This is a genomic window from Halorussus salinisoli, from assembly GCA_005239435.1.
Lineage (GTDB): Archaea > Halobacteriota > Halobacteria > Halobacteriales > Haladaptataceae > Halorussus > Halorussus salinisoli.
Map to the genome: position 1 here is coordinate 242,384 of SZNP01000005.1, position 18,725 is coordinate 261,108.

Annotated in this window: 22 protein-coding genes; 13 read left to right on the forward strand and 9 right to left on the reverse strand. The window is 64.3% G+C overall.

Annotation, left to right across the window (positions count from 1 at the left end):
• The first annotated feature begins 165 nt into the window (after nucleotides 1–165).
• From E2484_RS15890 to E2484_RS15900, 3 genes are read left to right on the forward strand one after another with little or no spacing between them, the layout of a single operon-like run.
• On the forward strand, nucleotides 166–366 hold the full coding sequence (locus E2484_RS15890; RefSeq protein WP_137286166.1) for a hypothetical protein: 201 nt from the start codon (nucleotides 166–168) through the stop codon (nucleotides 364–366).
• A gap of 43 nt (nucleotides 367–409) precedes the next feature.
• A complete protein-coding gene (locus E2484_RS15895) occupies nucleotides 410–736 on the forward strand; it encodes a hypothetical protein (RefSeq protein WP_137286167.1) in 327 nt (108 codons plus the stop codon).
• A complete protein-coding gene (locus E2484_RS15900) occupies nucleotides 736–1,110 on the forward strand; it encodes a hypothetical protein (RefSeq protein WP_137286168.1) in 375 nt (124 codons plus the stop codon). The genes E2484_RS15895 and E2484_RS15900 overlap by 1 nt, the downstream gene beginning before the upstream one ends.
• 75 nt (nucleotides 1,111–1,185) lie before the next feature.
• Here the strand turns inward: E2484_RS15900 and E2484_RS15905 are convergent, their stop codons facing one another.
• The 3 genes from E2484_RS15905 to E2484_RS15915 all read right to left on the reverse strand — a co-directional run bounded on the left by E2484_RS15905 (nucleotide 1,186) and on the right by E2484_RS15915 (nucleotide 3,295).
• A complete protein-coding gene (locus E2484_RS15905) occupies nucleotides 1,186–2,097 on the reverse strand; it encodes a hypothetical protein (protein ID WP_137286169.1) in 912 nt (303 codons plus the stop codon).
• A 269-nt stretch (nucleotides 2,098–2,366) separates the two neighbouring features.
• The gene (locus tag E2484_RS15910; protein WP_137286170.1) at nucleotides 2,367–2,879 is read right to left on the reverse strand and encodes a winged helix-turn-helix transcriptional regulator; all 513 of its coding nucleotides are present in this window, start codon (nucleotides 2,877–2,879) and stop codon (nucleotides 2,367–2,369) included.
• A complete protein-coding gene (locus E2484_RS15915) occupies nucleotides 2,876–3,295 on the reverse strand; it encodes a DUF7471 family protein (RefSeq protein ID WP_321112673.1) in 420 nt (139 codons plus the stop codon). Before E2484_RS15915 ends, E2484_RS15910 begins: the two co-directional genes overlap by 4 nt.
• A 568-nt stretch (nucleotides 3,296–3,863) precedes the next feature.
• Here E2484_RS15915 and E2484_RS15925 point away from each other — a divergent pair.
• Both E2484_RS15925 and E2484_RS15930 read left to right on the forward strand, forming a co-directional pair.
• On the forward strand, nucleotides 3,864–4,868 hold the full coding sequence (locus tag E2484_RS15925) for an MBL fold metallo-hydrolase (protein ID WP_137286172.1): 1,005 nt from the start codon (nucleotides 3,864–3,866) through the stop codon (nucleotides 4,866–4,868).
• Nucleotides 4,869–4,950: 82 nt separating this feature from the next.
• A complete protein-coding gene (locus tag E2484_RS15930; RefSeq protein ID WP_137286173.1) occupies nucleotides 4,951–5,508 on the forward strand; it encodes an NAD(P)/FAD-dependent oxidoreductase in 558 nt (185 codons plus the stop codon).
• Nucleotides 5,509–5,538: 30 nt separating this feature from the next.
• On the opposite strand, the gene E2484_RS15935 is transcribed toward E2484_RS15930, so the two are convergent.
• Together E2484_RS15935 and E2484_RS15940 are read right to left on the reverse strand one after the other, a co-directional pair.
• On the reverse strand, nucleotides 5,539–5,949 hold the full coding sequence (locus tag E2484_RS15935; protein ID WP_137286174.1) for a hypothetical protein: 411 nt from the start codon (nucleotides 5,947–5,949) through the stop codon (nucleotides 5,539–5,541).
• 55 nt (nucleotides 5,950–6,004) lie between these two features.
• A complete protein-coding gene (locus E2484_RS15940; RefSeq protein ID WP_137286175.1) occupies nucleotides 6,005–7,312 on the reverse strand; it encodes a hypothetical protein in 1,308 nt (435 codons plus the stop codon).
• 262 nt (nucleotides 7,313–7,574) lie between these two features.
• Between E2484_RS15940 and E2484_RS15945 the strand changes: the two genes are divergently transcribed.
• Entirely contained in the window at nucleotides 7,575–7,775 is a 201-nt protein-coding gene (locus E2484_RS15945) for a DUF7835 family putative zinc beta-ribbon protein (RefSeq protein ID WP_137286176.1), read from the forward strand.
• A gap of 86 nt (nucleotides 7,776–7,861) precedes the next feature.
• Here the strand turns inward: E2484_RS15945 and E2484_RS15950 are convergent, their stop codons facing one another.
• Entirely contained in the window at nucleotides 7,862–9,124 is a 1,263-nt protein-coding gene (locus tag E2484_RS15950; RefSeq protein WP_137286177.1) for a tyrosine-type recombinase/integrase, read from the reverse strand.
• A gap of 381 nt (nucleotides 9,125–9,505) precedes the next feature.
• On the opposite strand from E2484_RS15950, the gene E2484_RS15955 reads away from it, so the two are divergent.
• Nucleotides 9,506–11,296, forward strand: a complete 1,791-nt coding sequence (locus E2484_RS15955; RefSeq protein WP_394347923.1) for a cbb3-type cytochrome c oxidase subunit I — start codon at nucleotides 9,506–9,508, stop codon at nucleotides 11,294–11,296.
• A 229-nt stretch (nucleotides 11,297–11,525) separates the two neighbouring features.
• Here the strand turns inward: E2484_RS15955 and E2484_RS15960 are convergent, their stop codons facing one another.
• Complete coding sequence (locus E2484_RS15960; RefSeq protein ID WP_137286178.1) at nucleotides 11,526–12,056, reverse strand: DUF6789 family protein; 531 nt, start codon at nucleotides 12,054–12,056, stop codon at nucleotides 11,526–11,528.
• A 96-nt stretch (nucleotides 12,057–12,152) separates the two neighbouring features.
• Between E2484_RS15960 and coxB the strand changes: the two genes are divergently transcribed.
• The 4 genes from coxB to E2484_RS15980 all read left to right on the forward strand — a co-directional run bounded on the left by coxB (nucleotide 12,153) and on the right by E2484_RS15980 (nucleotide 16,893).
• Nucleotides 12,153–12,959: a cytochrome c oxidase subunit II gene (gene coxB, locus E2484_RS15965; protein ID WP_137286179.1), complete on the forward strand. Its 807-nt coding sequence runs from the start codon at nucleotides 12,153–12,155 to the stop codon at nucleotides 12,957–12,959.
• Nucleotides 12,956–15,496, forward strand: a complete 2,541-nt coding sequence (locus E2484_RS15970) for a cbb3-type cytochrome c oxidase subunit I (protein ID WP_137286180.1) — start codon at nucleotides 12,956–12,958, stop codon at nucleotides 15,494–15,496. Before coxB ends, E2484_RS15970 begins: the two co-directional genes overlap by 4 nt.
• 46 nt (nucleotides 15,497–15,542) lie before the next feature.
• A complete protein-coding gene (locus E2484_RS15975; RefSeq protein ID WP_137286181.1) occupies nucleotides 15,543–15,806 on the forward strand; it encodes a cytochrome C oxidase subunit IV family protein in 264 nt (87 codons plus the stop codon).
• Between the two features lie 94 nt (nucleotides 15,807–15,900).
• Nucleotides 15,901–16,893, forward strand: a complete 993-nt coding sequence (locus E2484_RS15980) for a hypothetical protein (protein WP_137286182.1) — start codon at nucleotides 15,901–15,903, stop codon at nucleotides 16,891–16,893.
• A 27-nt stretch (nucleotides 16,894–16,920) separates the two neighbouring features.
• Here E2484_RS15980 and E2484_RS15985 read toward each other — a convergent pair whose 3' ends face one another.
• Together E2484_RS15985 and E2484_RS15990 are read right to left on the reverse strand one after the other, a co-directional pair.
• Nucleotides 16,921–17,241 (reverse strand): DUF7410 domain-containing protein, encoded by a 321-nt coding sequence (locus E2484_RS15985; protein ID WP_321112674.1) that lies wholly within the window; start codon nucleotides 17,239–17,241, stop codon nucleotides 16,921–16,923.
• Between the two features lie 2 nt (nucleotides 17,242–17,243).
• Nucleotides 17,244–17,681: a hypothetical protein gene (locus E2484_RS15990; protein ID WP_137286183.1), complete on the reverse strand. Its 438-nt coding sequence runs from the start codon at nucleotides 17,679–17,681 to the stop codon at nucleotides 17,244–17,246.
• A 174-nt stretch (nucleotides 17,682–17,855) separates the two neighbouring features.
• On the opposite strand from E2484_RS15990, the gene E2484_RS15995 reads away from it, so the two are divergent.
• On the forward strand, nucleotides 17,856–18,035 hold the full coding sequence (locus E2484_RS15995; RefSeq protein WP_137286184.1) for a hypothetical protein: 180 nt from the start codon (nucleotides 17,856–17,858) through the stop codon (nucleotides 18,033–18,035).
• 318 nt (nucleotides 18,036–18,353) lie between these two features.
• Nucleotides 18,354–18,659 carry a hypothetical protein gene (locus tag E2484_RS16000; protein WP_137286185.1) on the forward strand — a complete coding sequence of 102 codons (306 nt, stop codon included), beginning with the start codon at nucleotides 18,354–18,356 and terminating at the stop codon, nucleotides 18,657–18,659.
• Nucleotides 18,660–18,725: the final 66 nt, after the last annotated feature.

An 18,725-nucleotide genomic window follows, 5' to 3' on the forward strand; every position in this document is an offset into this window, starting at 1 on the left:
CGGAAACGCCACGGGAACTACGGTTTTCGAGCGAACGGATAGTCGTCGAAGACAACATCGGTGAGTCGATACACGTACACGTCGGAACTACTCGTCTGGAGTTCTCTATCGAGAACTATCTGGAGTTCGCTGATTGCATCGAAGGGGCCAAGCGGAGAGTCGAGGATGGGGATTATCGAGGAAGGGCTCGGAGCGACGACTCTGTCCGACGGGAAGGCTGTAGCGGTCGAACACAACGAAAGCGACCGCATCCACCTCCACGTCGACGATTTCCGGTTATCGTTCTCCCTGGAGGAGTTCGACCGGTTCGCCAACGCCGTCAAGGAGGGGAAAGAAGACCTACTGCAGACGAAGGATGGAGTATAGTCGAGAAGAAGCCCGGCACCTCGAACGTCTGTTGACCGAACTGGTGGACTCCGACATCACGTTCGTGATTCCCCGGGGACATCAGAACCTTCCGCGTTCGGTGCCTGGGAGCGACGTCGACGTGTACGTCGCCGCCGACGACTTCGAGAGGCCGATTCGGATTTCGAAACGGCTACAGTTCCGATCGGAACGGACCGACACAGGAGGGTTCGTGGATAAAATCGTGGCGAACCCCGGCCGGGTGAAAGACGGACTGCTGACCGAGCGGGAAAAGGTGCTGAGACTCGCTCTGGAAACCCTCACTCGGAGAACGTCCGCTCCGGATACCAGGAGTGGAGGGAACGGTACGGGGACGTCCTGTTGCAGTTGATGAACCACGTCGGCTACGAATCGCCGATGCAGAGCGAAGTCCGGAACGTGATTCGCGTCGACCCGGAGGTAGAGGAATCCCTGTTCCGGCATCGTCGGTTCGCAGACGGGATTCCGGTCCCGTCGGAACCCGACGAGCTGGCCCACCTGATCCGTCGAGGAGTCTTCCCGCACGGCGGGGAGTTTCCGCCGTACTACAAACGCCGATGTGAGGAACTCTCCGAGCGGGTCTTCTCGTCCCCCGAACTGGAAGACCGGTTCGAACGACTGCTCTCGCTGTTGTTCTTCGATGCCGACCGCGTCGTCCGGGACCACGTAGAACGCGACGCCTACGACCGACTCGAACCCGAACTACGCTCCTTCTCGGACTACTGACTCGCTCCCGGGACTGGACTTCTAGCGTCGAAGGAGTCGAAGAGCGACCAGGAGGGTGGATTCGACCGCGTGGCGTCACGGTGGTTGCTCGTAGTCGTCGGTAAACCCGCCCTCCGTCGATTCGATTCCCGTCGCTCTCGCCCAGTCGTCCGGAACGATATCTGTCAAGTCGGGATGCGAGAGGTTGTTCCGCGCTCTTCGGCTCAGTTCGTCGGGGGATTCGGCACGTCGGATTTCGTTCCGAATCGCCTGCCAGTCGGCGTGTCGAACCCGGACGAGTACCGGAATCTCGTCGATACCGAGGAGTTTCGCTATCGAGAGTCTGTGATTTCCATTGCCGCTCTTCGCCAGTTCCCCGTTCCGGTGAACGTTCACGACGACTTCGTTGAGGAGAATGTGGTCGGTGTCGTACGACGAGTCCCGTACACGGTCCGGCTCTTCGCGGAGTAACTCTCGCTGTGACTTGTATCCCTCGGTGGATATCCGCTCGTAGAGATCGTCTATCGCCTCGACGTAAGCGTCTAACTCCGATACGTTGTCGAACTTCCGCGCGTACAACGGAGGTCCGTCGTTTCGCAACCGCGAGTAGTACTCCCGATACAGTTCCGTATCCTCCCACGCGACGCCGCCCACGTATCGTCGTTCGATGGACCAGTAGACGAGTTCGTCCTCGAAAACGCCGGTGTGTTCGTCCCACGTTCCGTCAAGTACTTGACCGAAACTGTACGTCATCCTCCTGTCGTAGTACGCGATTCTATCGGGGTCGACCCACACCAACCGAAGCGGGTTCGCGTCACTCACGCTCGGAATCGAGCGCGAGCGTGCCTCGAACCAGTAGTAGAGTACTTCCGGAGGTAATCGCTCGATAAACCATCTCCGGAGGTTCGAGCCCAGTTCTCGAACGAAGGGTTCGAATCCCTCGTCGACGAGAGTACGATACCTCTCCGTCCTCGTCTCCACGTTCCGTCCGTCTCCCTGTCGGCTCATTAGTATCGGGTTCGTTAGCGGTGTCTAAAACCGTTACAGAGAATGGGATAGATAGTGAAATATTTTTGGAATAATGACGCCTCGAACTTCGCAGATTAAAAATATTAGAAGTTCATCATGAATGGGTTTGCATCCCGTACGCCGTCGGGACGTGCCCGACCGAAACGAACGCCGAACCGCGAGCGTGAGGACGGGCGACCGTCGAAAGGTCGGCGACGGCGAAGGCGGTGGTCCCGGACGTGACCGGGAAATACGAGCGGTAGAGCCGACTAGCCTTCCTCGACCAGTCCGTCCACTAACTTCGTGAACCGGTCGACCATGCGTTCGGGAAGCGAGGGCGTGACCTCGCCGAGCAGGTCGGCGGTCGCCTCCGGCCGGGCAGGTTCGAGGTGGACGCGATTGCCTTCCCGGCGCTTGTCCACGAGGTCGTAGTCGGTCAGGTTGTCGAGGTGCCACTCGACAGTACTCCGAGCGAGCCCGAGTTCGTCGGCCAGTTCGGCGGGCGTGGTCGCCCCGGAGTCGAGCAGGTGGGCCAGCACGTCGCGGGCGGTCTCGCGTCGAAACATGGCGAGCGCCGACCGCTCCCAGTCGTCGAATCGAGGCGGATAGAGGTGAGTCCGACCCTGCACCTCGTCGGTCACGACCTCCTCGTCGGCGGTGAGTCGCCGGAGGTGGTACTGGACCTGCCCCGGTGCGAGGTCGAGCGCCCGGACGACCGCGTTGAAGTGGACGCCGGGGTTCGCACGGACGTGGTCGGCGATGGACCGGCGCGTCTCGTTCATGGTTCGTCCTCCCGGGAGACCTCGCTCTCGACCGGCGTACCGCCGCCGTCGCTCCGAATCGGCGGGTCGTCTCCGCTGTCGACGGACTTGCGGACCGACCGCGCGTCGTAGACGACCGCGACGACCAGCGCCGCCATCACCACGTCGAATCCGTGTTCGAGCAGGTGGTGCGGTCCGGCAGCGACCGACCCGGTGAGCGTCATCGCCGCGACTGCGGTCCGGGCCAGCAGGGTCGCCAGTGCCAGCGTCACCAGCAGGTACGACCGGGAACGCCGCTGGATCAGTGCCGTTAGCGCGAGACCGAGGACCACCGCCGACCCGAGACCCGCCAGCGCGAGGAGCACGACGAAGACCGGGCCCGCGCTCGCACCGTGTCCGGCGTCGAGGACCATCCACGCCGTAGACGAAGGGGACATACCCTCCCGTACTCGCCGAGCGGATTTACGGATTCGGGTCGGGGCGCGACGGTAGCGGTCCAAGCGGAACGTGGCACGGGCCGACGAACCCACCGGACGAAACAGCGGAAACGACGGTGTTAGCTCAGCCGGGGGTCCGGAGCCTCGACTTCGTGGTCGCATCGCGGGCATCGGTAGCGAGTACCGTCCTCCGCCACGAACTTTCGAGTCGGCCCGACGTACCAACAGTTCGGGCATCGACGGATCGGGAGTCGAATCACGTCCGAACGGACGGGCTACTCACCCAAAAGCGAGTCGCCGCGGACGGGTCGCCGACGCGGGGAGCGAGCGATTGCGGCGAGAAGACAGCGGAAAGGCCGGTGTGGCCGAGCGCGGTACGGCCGAAAAGACAGCGGAAACGGCGGGGTTGGGCCGGGAGCGTCGCGGTCCGATAGAACACTGTGGCGACGGAGTAAAGAAAGAATAACTAACGTCTAACGAATGTAAATGTTGCCCTGGACTCTGTTCGGTGTCTCGGACTTCCGGCCGGAGCGCGAGACTGATTAGGCTCTGGCCCCCAAATCCGGCAATGACGGTCCGAAGCGAGGACGGCATCCACATCGAGGCCGGGCGAACCTACGTCGCCGACGCCTCCAGCGCGGTCGGCGACGTGAATCTGGTGAGCCACGCCCACTCCGACCACACCTTCCGACGGACTCCGGAAACCGTGGTCTGTTCGGCCCCGACCGCGGCGCTGGTCGAGGCTCGGACCGGCGCGACCCTCCCCGAGTTCCGAGACGGGACCGACGAAGTGACGCTCTACCCGTCGGGCCACGTCGTCGGGTCGCGGGCCGCGCTGGTCGAACCCGACGGCGCGGACCGACCCGACGGGGCCGCACGCCGGTATCTCTACACCGGCGACTTCTCGACGCGAGACCGCCTCTACCTGGAGGGGTTCGACCCGGTGGACGCCGACGTGCTGGTGATGGAGACGACTTACGGGAAGCCCGGGTATCGGTTTCCGGAGGAAGCCGAGTTGCAGGCCGAAATCCGGGATTGGCTGGCCGACAACCCCGACCGACCACTGTTCCTGTTCGGCTACTCGCTCGGCCGGGCCCAGAAACTCCAGCGACTCGCGCGGCAGGCGACCAACCGGCCGCTCGTCGTCCACGACGCGATTCGGGGCGTCAACGACGCCATCGAGACGGCGACCGACCTCTCGTTCCCGGCCGAATCGCTGGCGGCCGGGGAGGGCGACGGCCTCGCAGGCGACGAAATCGTGGTCCTCCCGACCCACCTCGCCCGGAGCGACTGGGTGACGACTCTCGTGGAGCGCCACGACGGCCTGAAGGCCGGGTTCTCCGGATGGGCCGTAGACGAGTCGTTCCGCTACCGCGGTGGCTACGACGTTACCTTCCCCCTGACGGACCACTGCGACTTCGACGAACTGGTCGAAACCGTCGAAGCGGTGGACCCCGAGGTGGTCTACACCCATCACGGCTTCAAGGAGGACTTTTCGGACCACCTCGCTACTCACCTCGGGTACGACGCGCGACCGCTTCTGGGTGACCAGACGCGACTGGACGACTTCTGAACTCCGAGCGCAGTCTCACGCCGAGGCGGCAGAACCGACCGCGGGGTGAACGCTTACGTCGCTGAACGTCGTTTCGAGACACATGTCAACAGTTGTCATCATCGGCGGCGGTCCCGCCGGACTCAGCGCCGGACTGTTCACCGCGAAGAACGACCTCGAAACCGTCGTGTTCGACACCGACGAGACGTGGATGCACAAGGCCCACCTGTACAACTACCTCGGCATCGACTCGGTCGGCGGAAGCCAGTTTATGGAGGACGCCCGCGAGCAGGTCGAGGAGTTCGACGCCGACCTCCGCGTCGGCGAGGAGACGACGGAGGTCGAGCGGGACGGCGACGAGTTCTCCGTGACGACGGAGGACGGCCAGTACGACGCCCAGTACGTCGTGTTCGCCACCGGGACCGACACCGAACTCCCCGAGCAGTTGGGTTGCGAGACGACCGACGAGGGCCTCGTGGACGTGGACCTCTCGATGCGGACCAGCGTGGAGAACGCCTACGCCACCGGTGCGATGATTCGAAATCAGGAGTGGCAGGCCGTCATCTCGGCGGGCGACGGCGGCGCGGCCGCCCTCGACATCTTGAGCAAGGAGCAGGGCGAACACTTCCACGACTTCGACGTGCCCGACGAAGCCGAGTAATCGGCGACGGCTACGGCCGACGCGCGCGTTTCACACGTCCTGTCCGTAGAGCGGCGGCTGGCTGGCGGTGTCCACGACCACGAGCGGTTCGGTCCCGTCGGCCAGCATCTCCTCGACGTTCTCGCGCTCGTCGCGCTCGTCGGCCGACGCCACCGTCTTGCGGCGGTGGACCTCGCGGGCGGCCTCGGCGACCGATTCGGCCAGCGAGAGTTCGTCGCGGAGCGTCTCCCAGACGCCGTCGCCGTAGAGGTAGTACGCCTCCTCGTCGCGCCAACCGAAGTTGTGCTGGGAGGAGTACTCGTACTCCTCGTCGTTGCTGTCCCGGCTTATCGCGCTCTGAACTCGGGAGAGTGCGTCGTCGAGGGTGTCCTCGTCCACCGCGTACTCGTCGGCGACTGCCGCGATTCGGTCCCGAGAGAACGGGTGCTGAGCGTCGCTCATGAGTGTCCGGCGTACTACGACGGACGGGTTTAGAGGTTTAACGGCACGCCGCGTTTCACTCCGACTCGGGTTCGTCCGTTTCCAATCGCTCGGCCAGCGACCGGGACACCCCCGAGAGGTACGCGCCACCCCAGATAGCGACCACGACGGCCCCGAACAGGTCGAACACGAGGTCGGTCATCGTGTTGGCGAGGCTGACCTGTGCGAGGACGCTCCTGGTTCCACTCCACGACGCCAACCCGTCCAGGGCGAACTCCAGTATCTCCCAGAGGACGCCGAACGCGAGTGTGAAGACGAGGATGAACGCGGCGACGAACTTCCGGGGGAGGAACACGTCGGCGTCGTGTACGTCAAACGCCCGGACCGTGGCGTACCCGGTGGCCGCGACCAGCGACGACGAGAGCGTGTGAGTGAGGTTGTCCCAGAGTCCGATGGCCCCGTAGAGACCGAACGACCCGAGGGCGTGGAGGAACACCGGAATCACTATCCAGAGCGTGAGTCGGGCGTCGATTGGCAGTCCGTAGTCGCGTTCGAGCAGGCCGGGGAGTTCCATCACCGCGAGCGCGACGACGGTGTTGACGACGACTCCGACGCGCCGCTGGTAGAGACCCACCGCGAGAATCACGACCAGCGCGAGTTGAAGCGTCCGGACGACTTGCTTCCGACGGCGGTCGGACAGCTGCAGCCACCCGTCGGACTCCGGTCGCGCGTCGGCCTGCGAGGATTCGACCGCAGAGTCTGGCCGGGACGGTTCGACCGCCGACTCACGCGAGCGGTCGGCGGTCCGGAAGCCGAGTCGCTCGCGGTCCACCCGCCGGAAGTACGCTGCGAAGGCGACGCCCGCGACGATTCCGACGCCCGTCGCGGCGGTCAGCGACCACATCACCTCGGAGAGTCCCCGGAGGCGTTGCGTCCCGAGCACGAGGTCCGCGACCCACTGGACGACCGCCCACGCGCCCGCGGCGGCCATCGTCGTCGTGACGACGAAGACGACGGCGAACCCCGGTGACATCTCGACGGAGGTGAAGGCGTCGAACTCCACCGCGATAGCCAGCGCCAGCGAGGGGACGACGAGGAACGTCGCGACCGACCGCGGCAGAAGCAGGTCGAACGACTCGAGCGCGTAGGGGGCCGCGACGAACAGCGACACCTCCCACGGGAGCGTCGCGGTCCAGCGTCGGTAGGCGACGGCCGGAACCAACGCGACCGCGATCGCCGAAAGACCGAGTCCGGCCCAGAGAACGTCGCCGTCGCTCGCGCTGAACCCTGCGGCAGCACCGATGCAAGCGACCAGCGCCCACGCGGCGACCGCGTTCTGCCGCCGAGCGACGATTCCGTTTGCGGTTTTCGTTCCTCCAGACACCGCCTCGACTACGGGGAGCGGACCTAAAAACGTGAAGCGTCGGGGCGTTTTAGCCGACGGTTACTACGCAGCGTCGGCCAAATCCGTCCCGTTCAAGATAGTGAAACGTTTGAACGATTCGTGAACTGTCCGCGAATCCCGGGATTTCGTCTTCAAACCCGTATTGTTCCGTCCCGCAACTATTCAAACTCGTGAAACGTCGTTCAACCGAGTTACCACTTGATGGGCCTGTACTCCGAGGTACTAATCGGGGGAACCTCAAATGGCAACACAAAGTTCAGCGTTCTCGGAGACTGTCGAGATTTGTGACGCGTGTGGCGAGTCGACGCCTCACGACGTAACTATCGAGATTCAAACCGAGAGCAAGAAATCGGAGAACACCGAGTTCTCCCGCGAACCGTATCGCGTCGCCGAATGCCTGGAGTGCGGGGAGACGACGAACAAGCGGATGAACAACGCCTAACCCGGATTTTTGCGTCGTCGAGACGCTCCTTCTTCCGACCGTCGAGGCGTGACTACGCGCCGAATTTGAGTATAGCAGAAAGTAGTTTATGCACCCTCGAACGCGTCGGCGAGTTCCGACCGCATGAACTCCCGGCGAACCCGACGAGCGCGCTCGTCCGAGAGGTAGTTCGAGAGCACGACGCGCGGGTCGTCGCTACCCTGTTCGGCCGCGATGTCCTCCAACCCCTCCAGCACGCCTTCGAGGACCGAGGTGTAGGTGTCGTACCAGTATCGGCGACAGAGTTGGGGACTCGGGCGCTCGCCGTCGATCTCGTCGGGCAAGTCCGCGCGCTCGGCCAGTTCGCGGAACCACGACCAGACGGTTTCCCGGGTCGCGTGAGGGGCCGCGCCCTGCTCGGAGGGGAAGAGGTGTCCCGACCAGTCGTCGCGGTCGGCGAGTTGTTCGAGTCGGGCGTCGAGCGCGTCGAGACCGTAGACGAGGTTGACCTCGCCCGGCCCGTTTTTCCGTTCCTCGAACGTGACGTAAGGGGCTTCGTCCTCGCCCACGTCACGGACGAACTGGGAGGCGTGCAGGGCGGCGACCTCGTTCGCTCGGAGACCCCAGGCCGCGAGGGCGACGACCAGCAGGCGCTCGCGCGGCGACTCGGCCGCTCGGACGAGCGCGCGCACGTGAACGTGTGAGAGCGTGGACGGGTCGGACTCCGCGACCTGCCACTTGAACTCGTCGTGGAGACCGGTCGCGGGGTTGACCGCCGCGAGGCGGCGTCCCACGAGATGCTGATACCACTCGTCCACGACGCCTCGAACGCGGATCTTGGTTCTGGCGCTGTACTCCCGGGCGTTTATCCAATCGAACGCCGCGTAGCAGGCGTGAACCGCCTCGTGAGTCGGGGTTTCGGAGTCCCGAGCGACCGGCGAGAGCAGGTCGTCGGTGTCGTTGGCCGCCCGGTAGGCGCGGACGTAGAGGTTCAGTCGGCGGCGCTTGGTTTCGATGGTCGATTCGCGGAGCGCGTGGCGGCTCCGACGCCGGTCGAGAAACGTCTGCAGGGCGTCGCGGGTGTCTGGGTCGTTCGTCGCCCAGTCGTACGCCTCGCCGTCGCCGAGGTCGAGGTCTTCGCGCCAGAAGTCGCCGAAAGAGCGGTCGTGGTGTCGCCGGAGCGCGGCGAGAAACGCCCGAAGGCCTTCGTCGCGGAACCACTGATGGGTCGGACGATGGGTTTCGGGGTCGCGGCCCTCGGCTTCGAGGCGAGGAGCGACGACTTCCCAGTAGAGGTCGCGGAAGTCGTCCAGCGAGCAGGTCGTCCAGCGAACGTCGCCGAACGGGTCGGTCGTGACGGCGTCCGTCATGCTCGTGGGGAGTCCACGTGGGTCCCTCGGTTTTTGCCTGCTTCGCCGGCAAGAAGCCGGTTCGCTCCTCCGGTCCGCGATTTCAAGCCAGCCATACTCTCCACTCTCGACACTCGTATCTTATTTCTTATGGTATCGTGGAGATAACGGTCCGGTGTGGACTGTTAGACCCACGCCTCTCGCGGCAGAATCCGGAGTGAAACACATATATTGTATCCCGCTATATCAAAAATGACGGTCGAGGTCCGTCTCGAACAGGGAGCCACCGGAGGTTAATCGGGATATCGGTCTTCCTCGATTCCGGCGTGACGCGCCGGTATTACGTCGGAGCCGAACATGTACCGGATAATCTCCATGTCGGCCCACCGACAATCGGGCTTCATGGCAACGTTCCAATCGACCCTGTCGATACTGATGGGTCTGCTCCTGCTCGGCGTCGGGTGGTGGCTCACGCGGATGGAGGACTGGCGGTCCTACGCTCCGACCGCTGGCGGGTCGACGGCCCCGGAGTCGGGTCGCGGGACCGCGGAGAAACCGTCCGGTGTCGTTCGATGGCTGACCACGGTCGACCACAAGGACATCGGCCTCCTCTACGGCGTCTTCGCCCTCGTGTCGTTCGCGTGGGGCGGCGTCGCGGTCCTGCTGATGCGGACCGAACTGGTCACGCCGCCGGTGGACCTGCTCGGGGCGAACTTCTACAACGCCCTGATGACCACCCACGGCATCACGATGCTGTTCCTGTTCGGGACGCCGATTCTGGCGTCGATATCGAACTACCTCATCCCGTTGCTCATCGGTGCGGACGACATGGCGTTTCCCCGCATCAACGCCATCGCGTTCTGGCTGTTGCCCGCATCGGCGGTGTTGATCTGGAGCGGTATCCTGCTCGAGCCGTTCGTCGGCGAGGTCTCGGGAGCCCAGACCGCGTGGACGCTATATCCGCCACTGTCGGTCGAACAGACGAACCCCGGCGTGGACATGATGTTGCTCGGTCTCCACCTCTCGGGAGTCTCGGCGACCATGGGTGCTATCAACTTCATCGCCACCATCTTCGCCGAGCGCGGAGAGGACGTGACGTGGGCGAATCTCGACCTGTTCTCGTGGACCGTGCTGGTTCAGTCGGGTCAGATTCTGTTCTCGTTTCCCCTGCTGGGGAGCGCGCTCGTGATGCTCCTGCTCGACCGCAACTTCGGCACCTCCTTCTTCGCGGCCGAGGGCGGCGGTCCCATGCTGTGGCAACATCTGTTCTGGTTCTTCGGCCATCCCGAAGTGTACATCCTCGTGTTGCCCCCGATGGGTCTCGTCAGCCTCATCCTGCCGCGGTTCTCGGGCCGGAAACTGTTCGGCTTCAAGTTCGTCGTCTACTCGACGCTGGCGCTCGGCGTCCTCTCGTTCGGCGTCTGGGCCCACCACATGTTCGCCACGGGGATGGACCCCCGACTCCGGGCGTCGTTCATGGCCGTCTCTATCGCAATTGCGCTCCCGAGCGCGGTCAAGACGTTCAACTGGATAACGACGATGTGGAACGGCCGGGTTCGACTGACTGCGCCGATGCTGTTCTGCGTCGGGTTCGTCGCCAACTTCATCGTCGGCGGCGTCACCGGCGTCTTCGAGGCGGCGATTCCAGTCGATCTCGTGCTCCACGACACCTACCACGTGGTCGCGCACTTCCACTACGTCATCATGGGCGGAATCGCGTTCGCGGTCTTCGCCGGGGTGTACTACTGGTTCCCGCTCTACACCGGCCGATGGTACCAGAAGACGCTGGCCAAGTGGCACTTCTGGCTCTCGATGGTCGGCACCAACCTCACCTTCTTCCCGATGATTCTGCTCGGGTACGGCGGGATGCCTCGCCGATACGCGGGCTACGACCTGTCGGTCGGTCCGACGGCCTACTTCGCGGACCTCCACCAACTGGCGACTATCGGCGTCTACGTCCTCGCGCTCGGCCAACTCGTCTTCGTCTACAACCTGCTGGTCTCGTGGCTCGAAGGCCCCGCAGTCGAGGACGGCGACCCGTGGGACCTCGCCGAAGACGGCCTCCAGACCCACGAGTGGGCGTGGTTCGAGCGCAAGCGCGAAACCGCCCTCGCCGACGGCGGCGAGGGAACCGACGACTCGCGAACCACCTCGGAGAGCCGTCCCGACGACCACGCGACGGACCCCGACTGAGTGGCAGACTATTCGGTCTTCACGGTTCGGGTAGTGCTTCTGAAGACGTGTCCGAGGAAGAAACCGAAAATCGAAGCCAGAACCGCGACTGGCGGTCCGCCCACGGTGTATCCAACTGCCAGTCCAAGCACGGCGAAGAGTAGTCTGGCGTACTCACTGACCATGCCCGTCGAACGGACTCCACCCCCGGAAAGATTCCGACGAAAGTCTTCGGGTCGGTGGAGGCGACCTAGACCAGCGTATCCGGCCGGTTCCCGAGGTAGTCGAACACCGCACCGAGCGTGAATCCGTACGAGAAGTGGGCACCCAGCGTGAGCACCAGATAGAGTATCATCGCCAGGCCAGTGTAGCCGTCGTAGAAGGCGGGCGCGAACCCGGTCCAGAGGACGAAACCGAACGGAAGACCCTTGATGGCGTACTTGTCGCCCGGCAGGTACGACCCGATGGACGCGAACAGGAGCGGCCACATCACCATCCCGGTCAACAGGAACAGGATGTAGCCCACTGCCGCGGGGTTCCGCTCGAACAGGACGTTGAGACCGGTGAGTTCGGCCAGAGTGGCGAACTCGTTGATGTCGAACGCACCGAGCGAGGCCGCGATGAGCAGGCCCACCGTCAGCGACCCGGTTCCGACGAGTCCACCCACGGCCCCGATGAGTCCGTCGGTCACGATACCCCAGAGGTGGTCGAAGTCCGGTTCCGCACCGTCGGTTACGTCGTCGGGAAACTCGGTCGTAACTTCTGATTCGTCCCCATCCATGTGTATCGATACCACCCCTCAAGCAAAAAGCGTTCTCCCTCCATCACGTAAATTTGTGGGAAACCGATAAGTATACGAAGCGTGTTATCAACCAACATGATTCCGTCGGCCGGAGAGCTACCCCACCTCGTCGGTGAGATCGTCCCGGCGCAGTCCGGGATCGTACCGAAGGGAACGCGAGTAGAGGTGTTCCAGCAGATATTCACGGTGTTTCTGGCGCTGGGAACGCTGGTCGGCGTCGTGGTCGTCGGTTACATGGTGTACAACGCCTACAAGTACCGAGACGGCGACGGTCGGGCGCCCGACGACGACGCGCCCGGCCTCGGTGAACTCCCCACGGGCGGTGGTGGCGGTCGAAAACTGTTCCTCTCGTTCGGATTGAGCACCATAATCGTGGTCTCGCTCATCGTCTGGACCTACGGGACGCTACTGTACGTCGAGGAGAACCCGCCCGGCGAAGCAGAGGGCGAGGAGAGCCTCGAAGTCGAAGTCGTCGGCTTCCGGTTCGGATGGGAGTTCGTCTACCCCAACGGCCACACCGCCAACACGCTGCGAGTTCCGCGAAACGAGTCGGTCCACCTCAGCGTGACCTCGGACGACGTGTTCCACACCTTCGGGGTTCCCGACTTACGGGTGAAGACGGACGCGATTCCGGGCCAGCAGACCGACACGTGGTTCGTCGCCAGCGAGACGGGGACCTACGAAGCCAGATGCTTCGAGCTCTGCGGCGCGGGCCACTCCTACATGACCGCGGAGGTAGTGGTCATGGAACCAGACGAGTACGAATCGTGGTACGCCAACACGACGAGTTCGAACAGTTCCGCGTCGGACGGTTCGGTGTCGAATAGTTCTGCATTCGTCGGGCCCTCGGGCGCGACGAGCGCGCACGGGGTGGCAACATGACCGACGAAGAGATCGAAACGGAGACGGACGGCGGGTACGCAGACGCGACTCACGGGGCCGACCACCACCACGATCTGCCCGACCCCTCGAGCGTCAAGCGGTGGCTGGTCACGACCAACCACAAGGACGTCGGCGTCCTCTACACCATCACGGCGCTGTTCTTCCTCGTGTTCGGCGGGGTGCTGGCGCTGCTGATGCGCCTCCAACTGTGGACGCCCGGCGCGACCCTGCTCGAACCGTTACAGTACAATCAGGCCGTCTCGGCCCACGGCCTCATCATGGTGTTCTGGTTCCTCTCGCCGTTCGCCTTCGGGTTCGCGAACTACGTAGTGCCCCTCCAAATCGGCGCGAAAGACCTCGCGTTCCCGCGATTGAACGCGCTGTCGTACTGGCTCTACCTCTTCTCGGGCGTCCTGCTGGGTGTGTCGTTCTTCCAGGGCAGTACCTTCGCGGGCGGGTGGACGATGTACGCGCCGCTGAACCTGCCGGTGTACACGCCGAACATCGGCGCGAGTACGGCGGTGCTGGCGCTCACGATGTTCACCGCGTCGGTGACTATCGGGTCGGTCAACTTCCTGACGACGATGCACCGGATGCGCGCCGAGGGGCTGACCCTCCGTCGGATGCCCCTGTTCACGTGGACCATCCTGCTCACGACGTGGATGATGCTGTTCGCGTTCGCCGCCCTGCTGGCCGCGCTGATGATTCTCTCCGCGGACCGCCTGCTCGGGACGACCTACTTCGCGGCGACCGGCCACGCCGGAGCGCTGCTCTGGGCGCACCTGTTCTGGTTCTTCGGCCACCCCGAGGTGTACATCGTGTTCTTCCCGGCGCTCGGCGTGATGGCCGAGTGCTTCCAGACCTTCACGGGTCGGCGACTCGTCGGCCGGAAGTGGTTCATCGCGGCGATGGTGCTGGTGGCGCTCCAGAGCTTCCTCGTCTGGATGCACCACATGTTCCTGACGTCCATCAACCTCGAGATAAAGACGCTGTTCATGGCGACCACCATCGGTATCTCGCTGCCCTTCGACCTGATGGTGTTCGCGCTCATCTACACCACCGTCAAGGGGAAGGTCCGGTTCACCACGCCCTTCCTGTTCTCGTTCGGCGCGCTGATGCTGTTCATCCTCGGAGGCATCACGGGCGTCTTCCTCGGCGCGGTCGTCCTCGACTACGAGTTCCGAGGCACCTACTGGGTGGTCGCGCACTTCCACTACGTGATGGTCGCGGGCGTGACCGCGCTGGTCGGCGGACTCTACTACTGGTACCCCAAGATGACGGGCAAGATGTACGACCAGTTCCTCGGGAAGGTCCACTTCGCGCTCTACTTCGTCGGGTTCAATCTGCTCTACTTCCCGATGTTCGTCGCGTGGGAGACGCCGCGCCGGGACTTCGTGTATCCCGAGGCGTTTATCGGATGGCACCAGGTGGCGACGGTCGGCGGGTTCGTCCTCGGCGCGTCGTTCCTCGTGATGTTCTACAACCTCTCGAAGAGCCTCTGGGTGGGCGAGGAGGCGGGCGACAACCCGTGGCAGTACTCGACCACCACGGAGTGGGCCATCCCCTCGCCACCGCCGCTGGAGAACTTCCCCGGCCGACCCTCGTTCAGTAGCGGGTCGCTGGAGTTCCGGAGAGGCGCGGGTGGCGTCGCAGACGGTGGCGAGTTGACGAGCGAGGAAGCGACCGACGGAGGCGTCGCGCACGGCCACGCGGCCGAGGCCCGCGCGGACGAACCCGAGAGCCACGCCAGCATCTGGCCCTTCGCCATCGGGGTCGCGTCGTTCGTCCTGCTGTTGGGCCTGTCGGGCCTCCAGGGCGCGAGCTATCCGGCGGGTCTCGAAGGCGGCTTCTACGCTACGATGACGGTCGGCGGCCTGCTCGGCGGGTTGTGGGCGCTGGTCCGGATGGCCCGCGAGGAGTTCCACGCGCTGACCGGCCCGTTCGGCGAGAGTTGGCCGTTCGAGGGCGTCGAGAACACCAAACTCGGCGTCTGGATATTCCTCGCCAGCGACGTGGTGCTGTTCGGCGCGTTCATCGGCTCCTACGCCTTCATCCGCGTGGCGGAGGGGTGGACCGACTGGCACCACCTGATTCCGGCGGCACACGTCCCCCTGCCGGGACTCGTCAACACCTACATCCTGCTGACGAGTAGTTTCACGGTTGTTCTGGCCCTCGTCGCGGCCGAGAAGGGAAGCCGGTGGGGACTGGTCGGGTCGCTGGTGACGACGTTCGTCCTCGGAGTCGCGTTCCTCGTCAACAAGGCGCTCGAATGGATGCACCTGTTCCACGTCCACACCGAAGCGTTCCCGCAGGGGTGGAACATCGGGACGAACGTCGCGTCCTCGACGTTCTACCTGACGACGGGCCTGCACGGTCTGCACGTCATCGCGGGGCTGATAGTCACTCTGTACTTGATTGCCCGCGCGTGGAACGGAGCGTATCTCGACGACGACAGGCCGGTCGAGTACTTCGGGCTGTACTGGCACTTCGTGGACATCGTGTGGCTGTTCCTGTTCCCCCTGTTCTACATCCTGTGACCATGAACCGAAATTACACCATCGAATCCACACTCCGAATCCACCCATGACACGAACGAAACTCTACACCGCGATTTACGTCGTATTGTTCGTCTTCGCGACCGCACAGGTCCTCGTGGAGCAGTCGGGCGGACTGCCCTACTGGACCGCGTTCTGGGTCATCATCGCGCTGTCGTTCGTGAAGGCCCTGATGGTCGCGTGGTACTACCAGCACCTCAAGTGGGAACCTCGGTCGGTGTCGTTCACGATGTTCGTGGGCCTGCTGGCGGCGCTGGCGCTGACGACTGCGGCGGCGTACTCGATACTGTAGGAGCGCCTTCCGTGACGTGGTTGCGAAACGCCCGGTGCCACCGTCTTGCCCGGTACCCCCGTCTTGATATGTCGTGGCGTGGTCCGTACCGCCAATGGGCGAGACGAACGAAACGCCGAGGTCACGTCGAGGGACCGGCAGAGCCGAACGATGGTTCCTGTTGACCGGACGCAGGTCCCTGGTCGCAGTCGTCCTCCTCGCGGGTATCGGAGGACTGTTCGCCGTGGCCGGGTTGCTCGGTCTCGCCACGGTGACGACGCCGAGTCGAGTGCTGTGGTTCCTCAACGGAACGGTCAACGGTCTGTTGACCCTCGTGCCGATTTCGGTCGGCGTCAATCAGATCGTCCTCTCTCACGAGTTGGGGTCGATTCAGGACCTCTACGAACGTCGGCGGGAAATCGGCGAGTTCCGCAAGCGCGTCGAACGTCGTGCCGACGAGCGAGTGAGTTCGCCGCGAGCGTCCGAGTTCTTCCGGACGCTTCTCAACGCCGTCTCCGAAACGGCGACGGCGTTCCGAGACGAATGCGAGCAGGACGGCGAACTTGGCGACGAAATCGAGTCGTACGTCCGGTCGGTGGTCGCCGAGGCCGAACGGACGAGTGACGAGTTGGCCGCCGAGGAGTACAGCATGCTCGACACGCTGTTGACCGTACTGGCGTACGACGATTCGATGCAGTTCTACGAGACCCGGCGAATACGGAACGGGTTGGACGCGGACCTCTCGGCCGAGACGGTGGCCAAACTGAACGAAATCGAGGAACAGTTCACCGAAATCGACGCCGCCCGGCAGTACCTCAAGACGGTCGTCGTCGAACGACAACTCGCACGGCTCTCCCGACTGCTCGTCTACACCGGTATCCCGTCGGTCGCTGTGGCCGCGCTCGGAATCTTCACCTATAGAGATATCGCCGGGCTAACGCTCTATCACGCGGCGATGGTCTCGATAGCCGGCTCGTTGGTAGTCTTCTCGCTGGTTCCGCTCGCCGTCCTGTCGGCGTACATCCTCCGAGTGGCGACCATCGCGCGCCGGACGGCGGCGTTCGGTCCGTTCGTTCCCGCGTCTAAAGTCGGGTCGGACGACGACTGAAACCGGTCGCGCACACGCGCCGTCCGCTCAGCCCGGAGCCTGCACCATCGACACCGCGAGGTACGTGAAAAAGAAGAACGCGTAGACGGCCACGAGACCGGCGACGACCTTCAGGTGGTAGACGAACAGGTCCTCGCGCTCGGCTTCGAGCGCCGCGTCGTAGGCCTCTCGCTCGTCTGCCGAGCAGTCGTCTCCGTGGGAGTCGCCGACGTGGAGCGCACGAAGTCGCTCGGTCCGGAACGGTCGGTGACAGTGGGGACACCTGACGGGCGTCTCGTCGTCGGGCACGCGCACGTCGGTGTCCGAGACAGTCGTCGTCGCAATCGTCGTCACCAGCGCGATCGGCATCGCTACCCTCCGAAGACGAGTTTGACCGCGATGGCCGCGACGGACAGCGACCCGAGCAGCCACGCGCTCAGGAGTGCGGCCTGGGCGCTCTGGAGTCCGCGGAATCGCGCGGAACTGTACGTTCCCCATAGGAGGAATCCGACGATCAGAACGCCGAACATCCCCGCCAAGGCGACCCAGCTTCCGACCGCCGACGCTACCGCGGCGTCACTGACGAGCAGTACCGCGCCGCCGGCCGCGACGAAAACCAGCAGGAGGAAGCCCGCGACCCACGCGCCGACCGAATCGGTCACGCCGGTTCCGTCCGTCGGGTCGCGCCTCCCCCCGCTCGCCGAGGAGTCGTATCTCCGCCAGTCCTCCATCCGGGCGACGAACGCCCAGACCCCGAGCAGTACGACGCCGGTCACGAGCGCACTCACCAGATAGGCCGTTCGAGCCATGGAAATCGGTTCGTAAGCTATTGTTAGAGAGTATCAAGCATAAATGTTGACCTGCCTCGGAGGAGACCGTCCCACGTCACGTGATAACACAGTTCAGTCAGTTTTAATAGATGTCCGGTAATAGCAGCAGATACGTCAGCCGCCCAGAACGACTGGGCGCGCGAGGTGACACCCATGAAATGCCCACCCATCCGGACCGACGCCCTCGGCGCTTCAGCCGACGGCGTGGCGTCCGTCTTCACGGCGTTCGTTCCTTCGGCCGGAGTGATTCCGGCGGGGGCCGACGACGCCGGTCGGGTGGGCAATACGGGCGATAATGGGTATCGCCTCGAACGGACCATCCCGACCGCGTAAGGCGTTCGCGGACGCCGACGGGAACTCGTTCCCGTCGGCCACGTGACGCCGGGTCGGCTCGCTTCCTCTCGAACTCACGACTCGGAAGCGAGCGGCGTGCGTCGGGAAGGGTCCGTGAGACCACGTCCTTCTCCGGCGCACTGACTCGGTAGCCGCGACTCGTCTCCGTGAGTCGGTCCGAACGATCAGACACGTCTGCGCTCCCGACAGCGCCGCGTCTCGCGGCCGCGAGCGAACACTCGCCGGGAGACACCGACCGCGACCGAACGACCACCCCACACAGAACGACCACGAACACACCAACCACGACGTATCACCATGACCGCACCCACCATCGACGCGACCGCCGACCTCGAAATCCAAGTCCCTCGCGGCGACGACGGTACGCTACAGGACGGTATCGCCACCGTCCTCGGCCGAAGCGCCGCAGTCGACCGCACGGAAGTCGTCGACATCTCGGGCGTCACTCCGACGCTCAACGACCTCCGCGTGGACGCCTCGGTCCGCCTGCACGTCCACCTCGACGATTCGGTCGAGGACGAGCGGGCGGCCGTCCGCGAAACCGTCGCCGACCAGTTCGGCGTTCGGGCCGTCACGGCCGTCGAGACCGACCAGTCGGCCTGACCGCTGGACTCAGCCAGCGGTCGGGCGACTCCGCCGTGACCCGCCGACCGACTCCGCGACGCTTTG

Excerpts from the sequence above, each read along its gene's own strand:
- E2484_RS15910 (WP_137286170.1), bottom strand. The coding sequence starts at position 2,879 with ATGAACGAGACGCGCCGGTCCATCGCCGACCACGTCCGTGCGAACCCC.
- E2484_RS15930 (WP_137286173.1), top strand. The coding sequence starts at position 4,951 with ATGTCAACAGTTGTCATCATCGGCGGCGGTCCCGCCGGACTCAGCGCC.
- E2484_RS15960 (WP_137286178.1), bottom strand. The coding sequence starts at position 12,056 with ATGGATGGGGACGAATCAGAAGTTACGACCGAGTTTCCCGACGACGTA.
- E2484_RS15890 (WP_137286166.1), top strand. The coding sequence starts at position 166 with ATGGGGATTATCGAGGAAGGGCTCGGAGCGACGACTCTGTCCGACGGG.
- E2484_RS16000 (WP_137286185.1), top strand. The coding sequence starts at position 18,354 with ATGACCGCACCCACCATCGACGCGACCGCCGACCTCGAAATCCAAGTC.
- E2484_RS15900 (WP_137286168.1), top strand. The coding sequence starts at position 736 with ATGAACCACGTCGGCTACGAATCGCCGATGCAGAGCGAAGTCCGGAAC.
- E2484_RS15935 (WP_137286174.1), bottom strand. The coding sequence starts at position 5,949 with ATGAGCGACGCTCAGCACCCGTTCTCTCGGGACCGAATCGCGGCAGTC.
- E2484_RS15990 (WP_137286183.1), bottom strand. The coding sequence starts at position 17,681 with ATGGCTCGAACGGCCTATCTGGTGAGTGCGCTCGTGACCGGCGTCGTA.
- E2484_RS15915 (WP_321112673.1), bottom strand. The coding sequence starts at position 3,295 with ATGTCCCCTTCGTCTACGGCGTGGATGGTCCTCGACGCCGGACACGGT.
- E2484_RS15945 (WP_137286176.1), top strand. The coding sequence starts at position 7,575 with ATGGCAACACAAAGTTCAGCGTTCTCGGAGACTGTCGAGATTTGTGAC.
- E2484_RS15985 (WP_321112674.1), bottom strand. The coding sequence starts at position 17,241 with ATGCCGATCGCGCTGGTGACGACGATTGCGACGACGACTGTCTCGGAC.
- E2484_RS15905 (WP_137286169.1), bottom strand. The coding sequence starts at position 2,097 with ATGAGCCGACAGGGAGACGGACGGAACGTGGAGACGAGGACGGAGAGG.
- E2484_RS15925 (WP_137286172.1), top strand. The coding sequence starts at position 3,864 with ATGACGGTCCGAAGCGAGGACGGCATCCACATCGAGGCCGGGCGAACC.
- E2484_RS15970 (WP_137286180.1), top strand. The coding sequence starts at position 12,956 with ATGACCGACGAAGAGATCGAAACGGAGACGGACGGCGGGTACGCAGAC.
- E2484_RS15980 (WP_137286182.1), top strand. The coding sequence starts at position 15,901 with ATGGGCGAGACGAACGAAACGCCGAGGTCACGTCGAGGGACCGGCAGA.
- E2484_RS15975 (WP_137286181.1), top strand. The coding sequence starts at position 15,543 with ATGACACGAACGAAACTCTACACCGCGATTTACGTCGTATTGTTCGTC.
- E2484_RS15955 (WP_394347923.1), top strand. The coding sequence starts at position 9,506 with ATGGCAACGTTCCAATCGACCCTGTCGATACTGATGGGTCTGCTCCTG.
- E2484_RS15995 (WP_137286184.1), top strand. The coding sequence starts at position 17,856 with ATGAAATGCCCACCCATCCGGACCGACGCCCTCGGCGCTTCAGCCGAC.
- E2484_RS15950 (WP_137286177.1), bottom strand. The coding sequence starts at position 9,124 with ATGACGGACGCCGTCACGACCGACCCGTTCGGCGACGTTCGCTGGACG.
- coxB (WP_137286179.1), top strand. The coding sequence starts at position 12,153 with ATGATTCCGTCGGCCGGAGAGCTACCCCACCTCGTCGGTGAGATCGTC.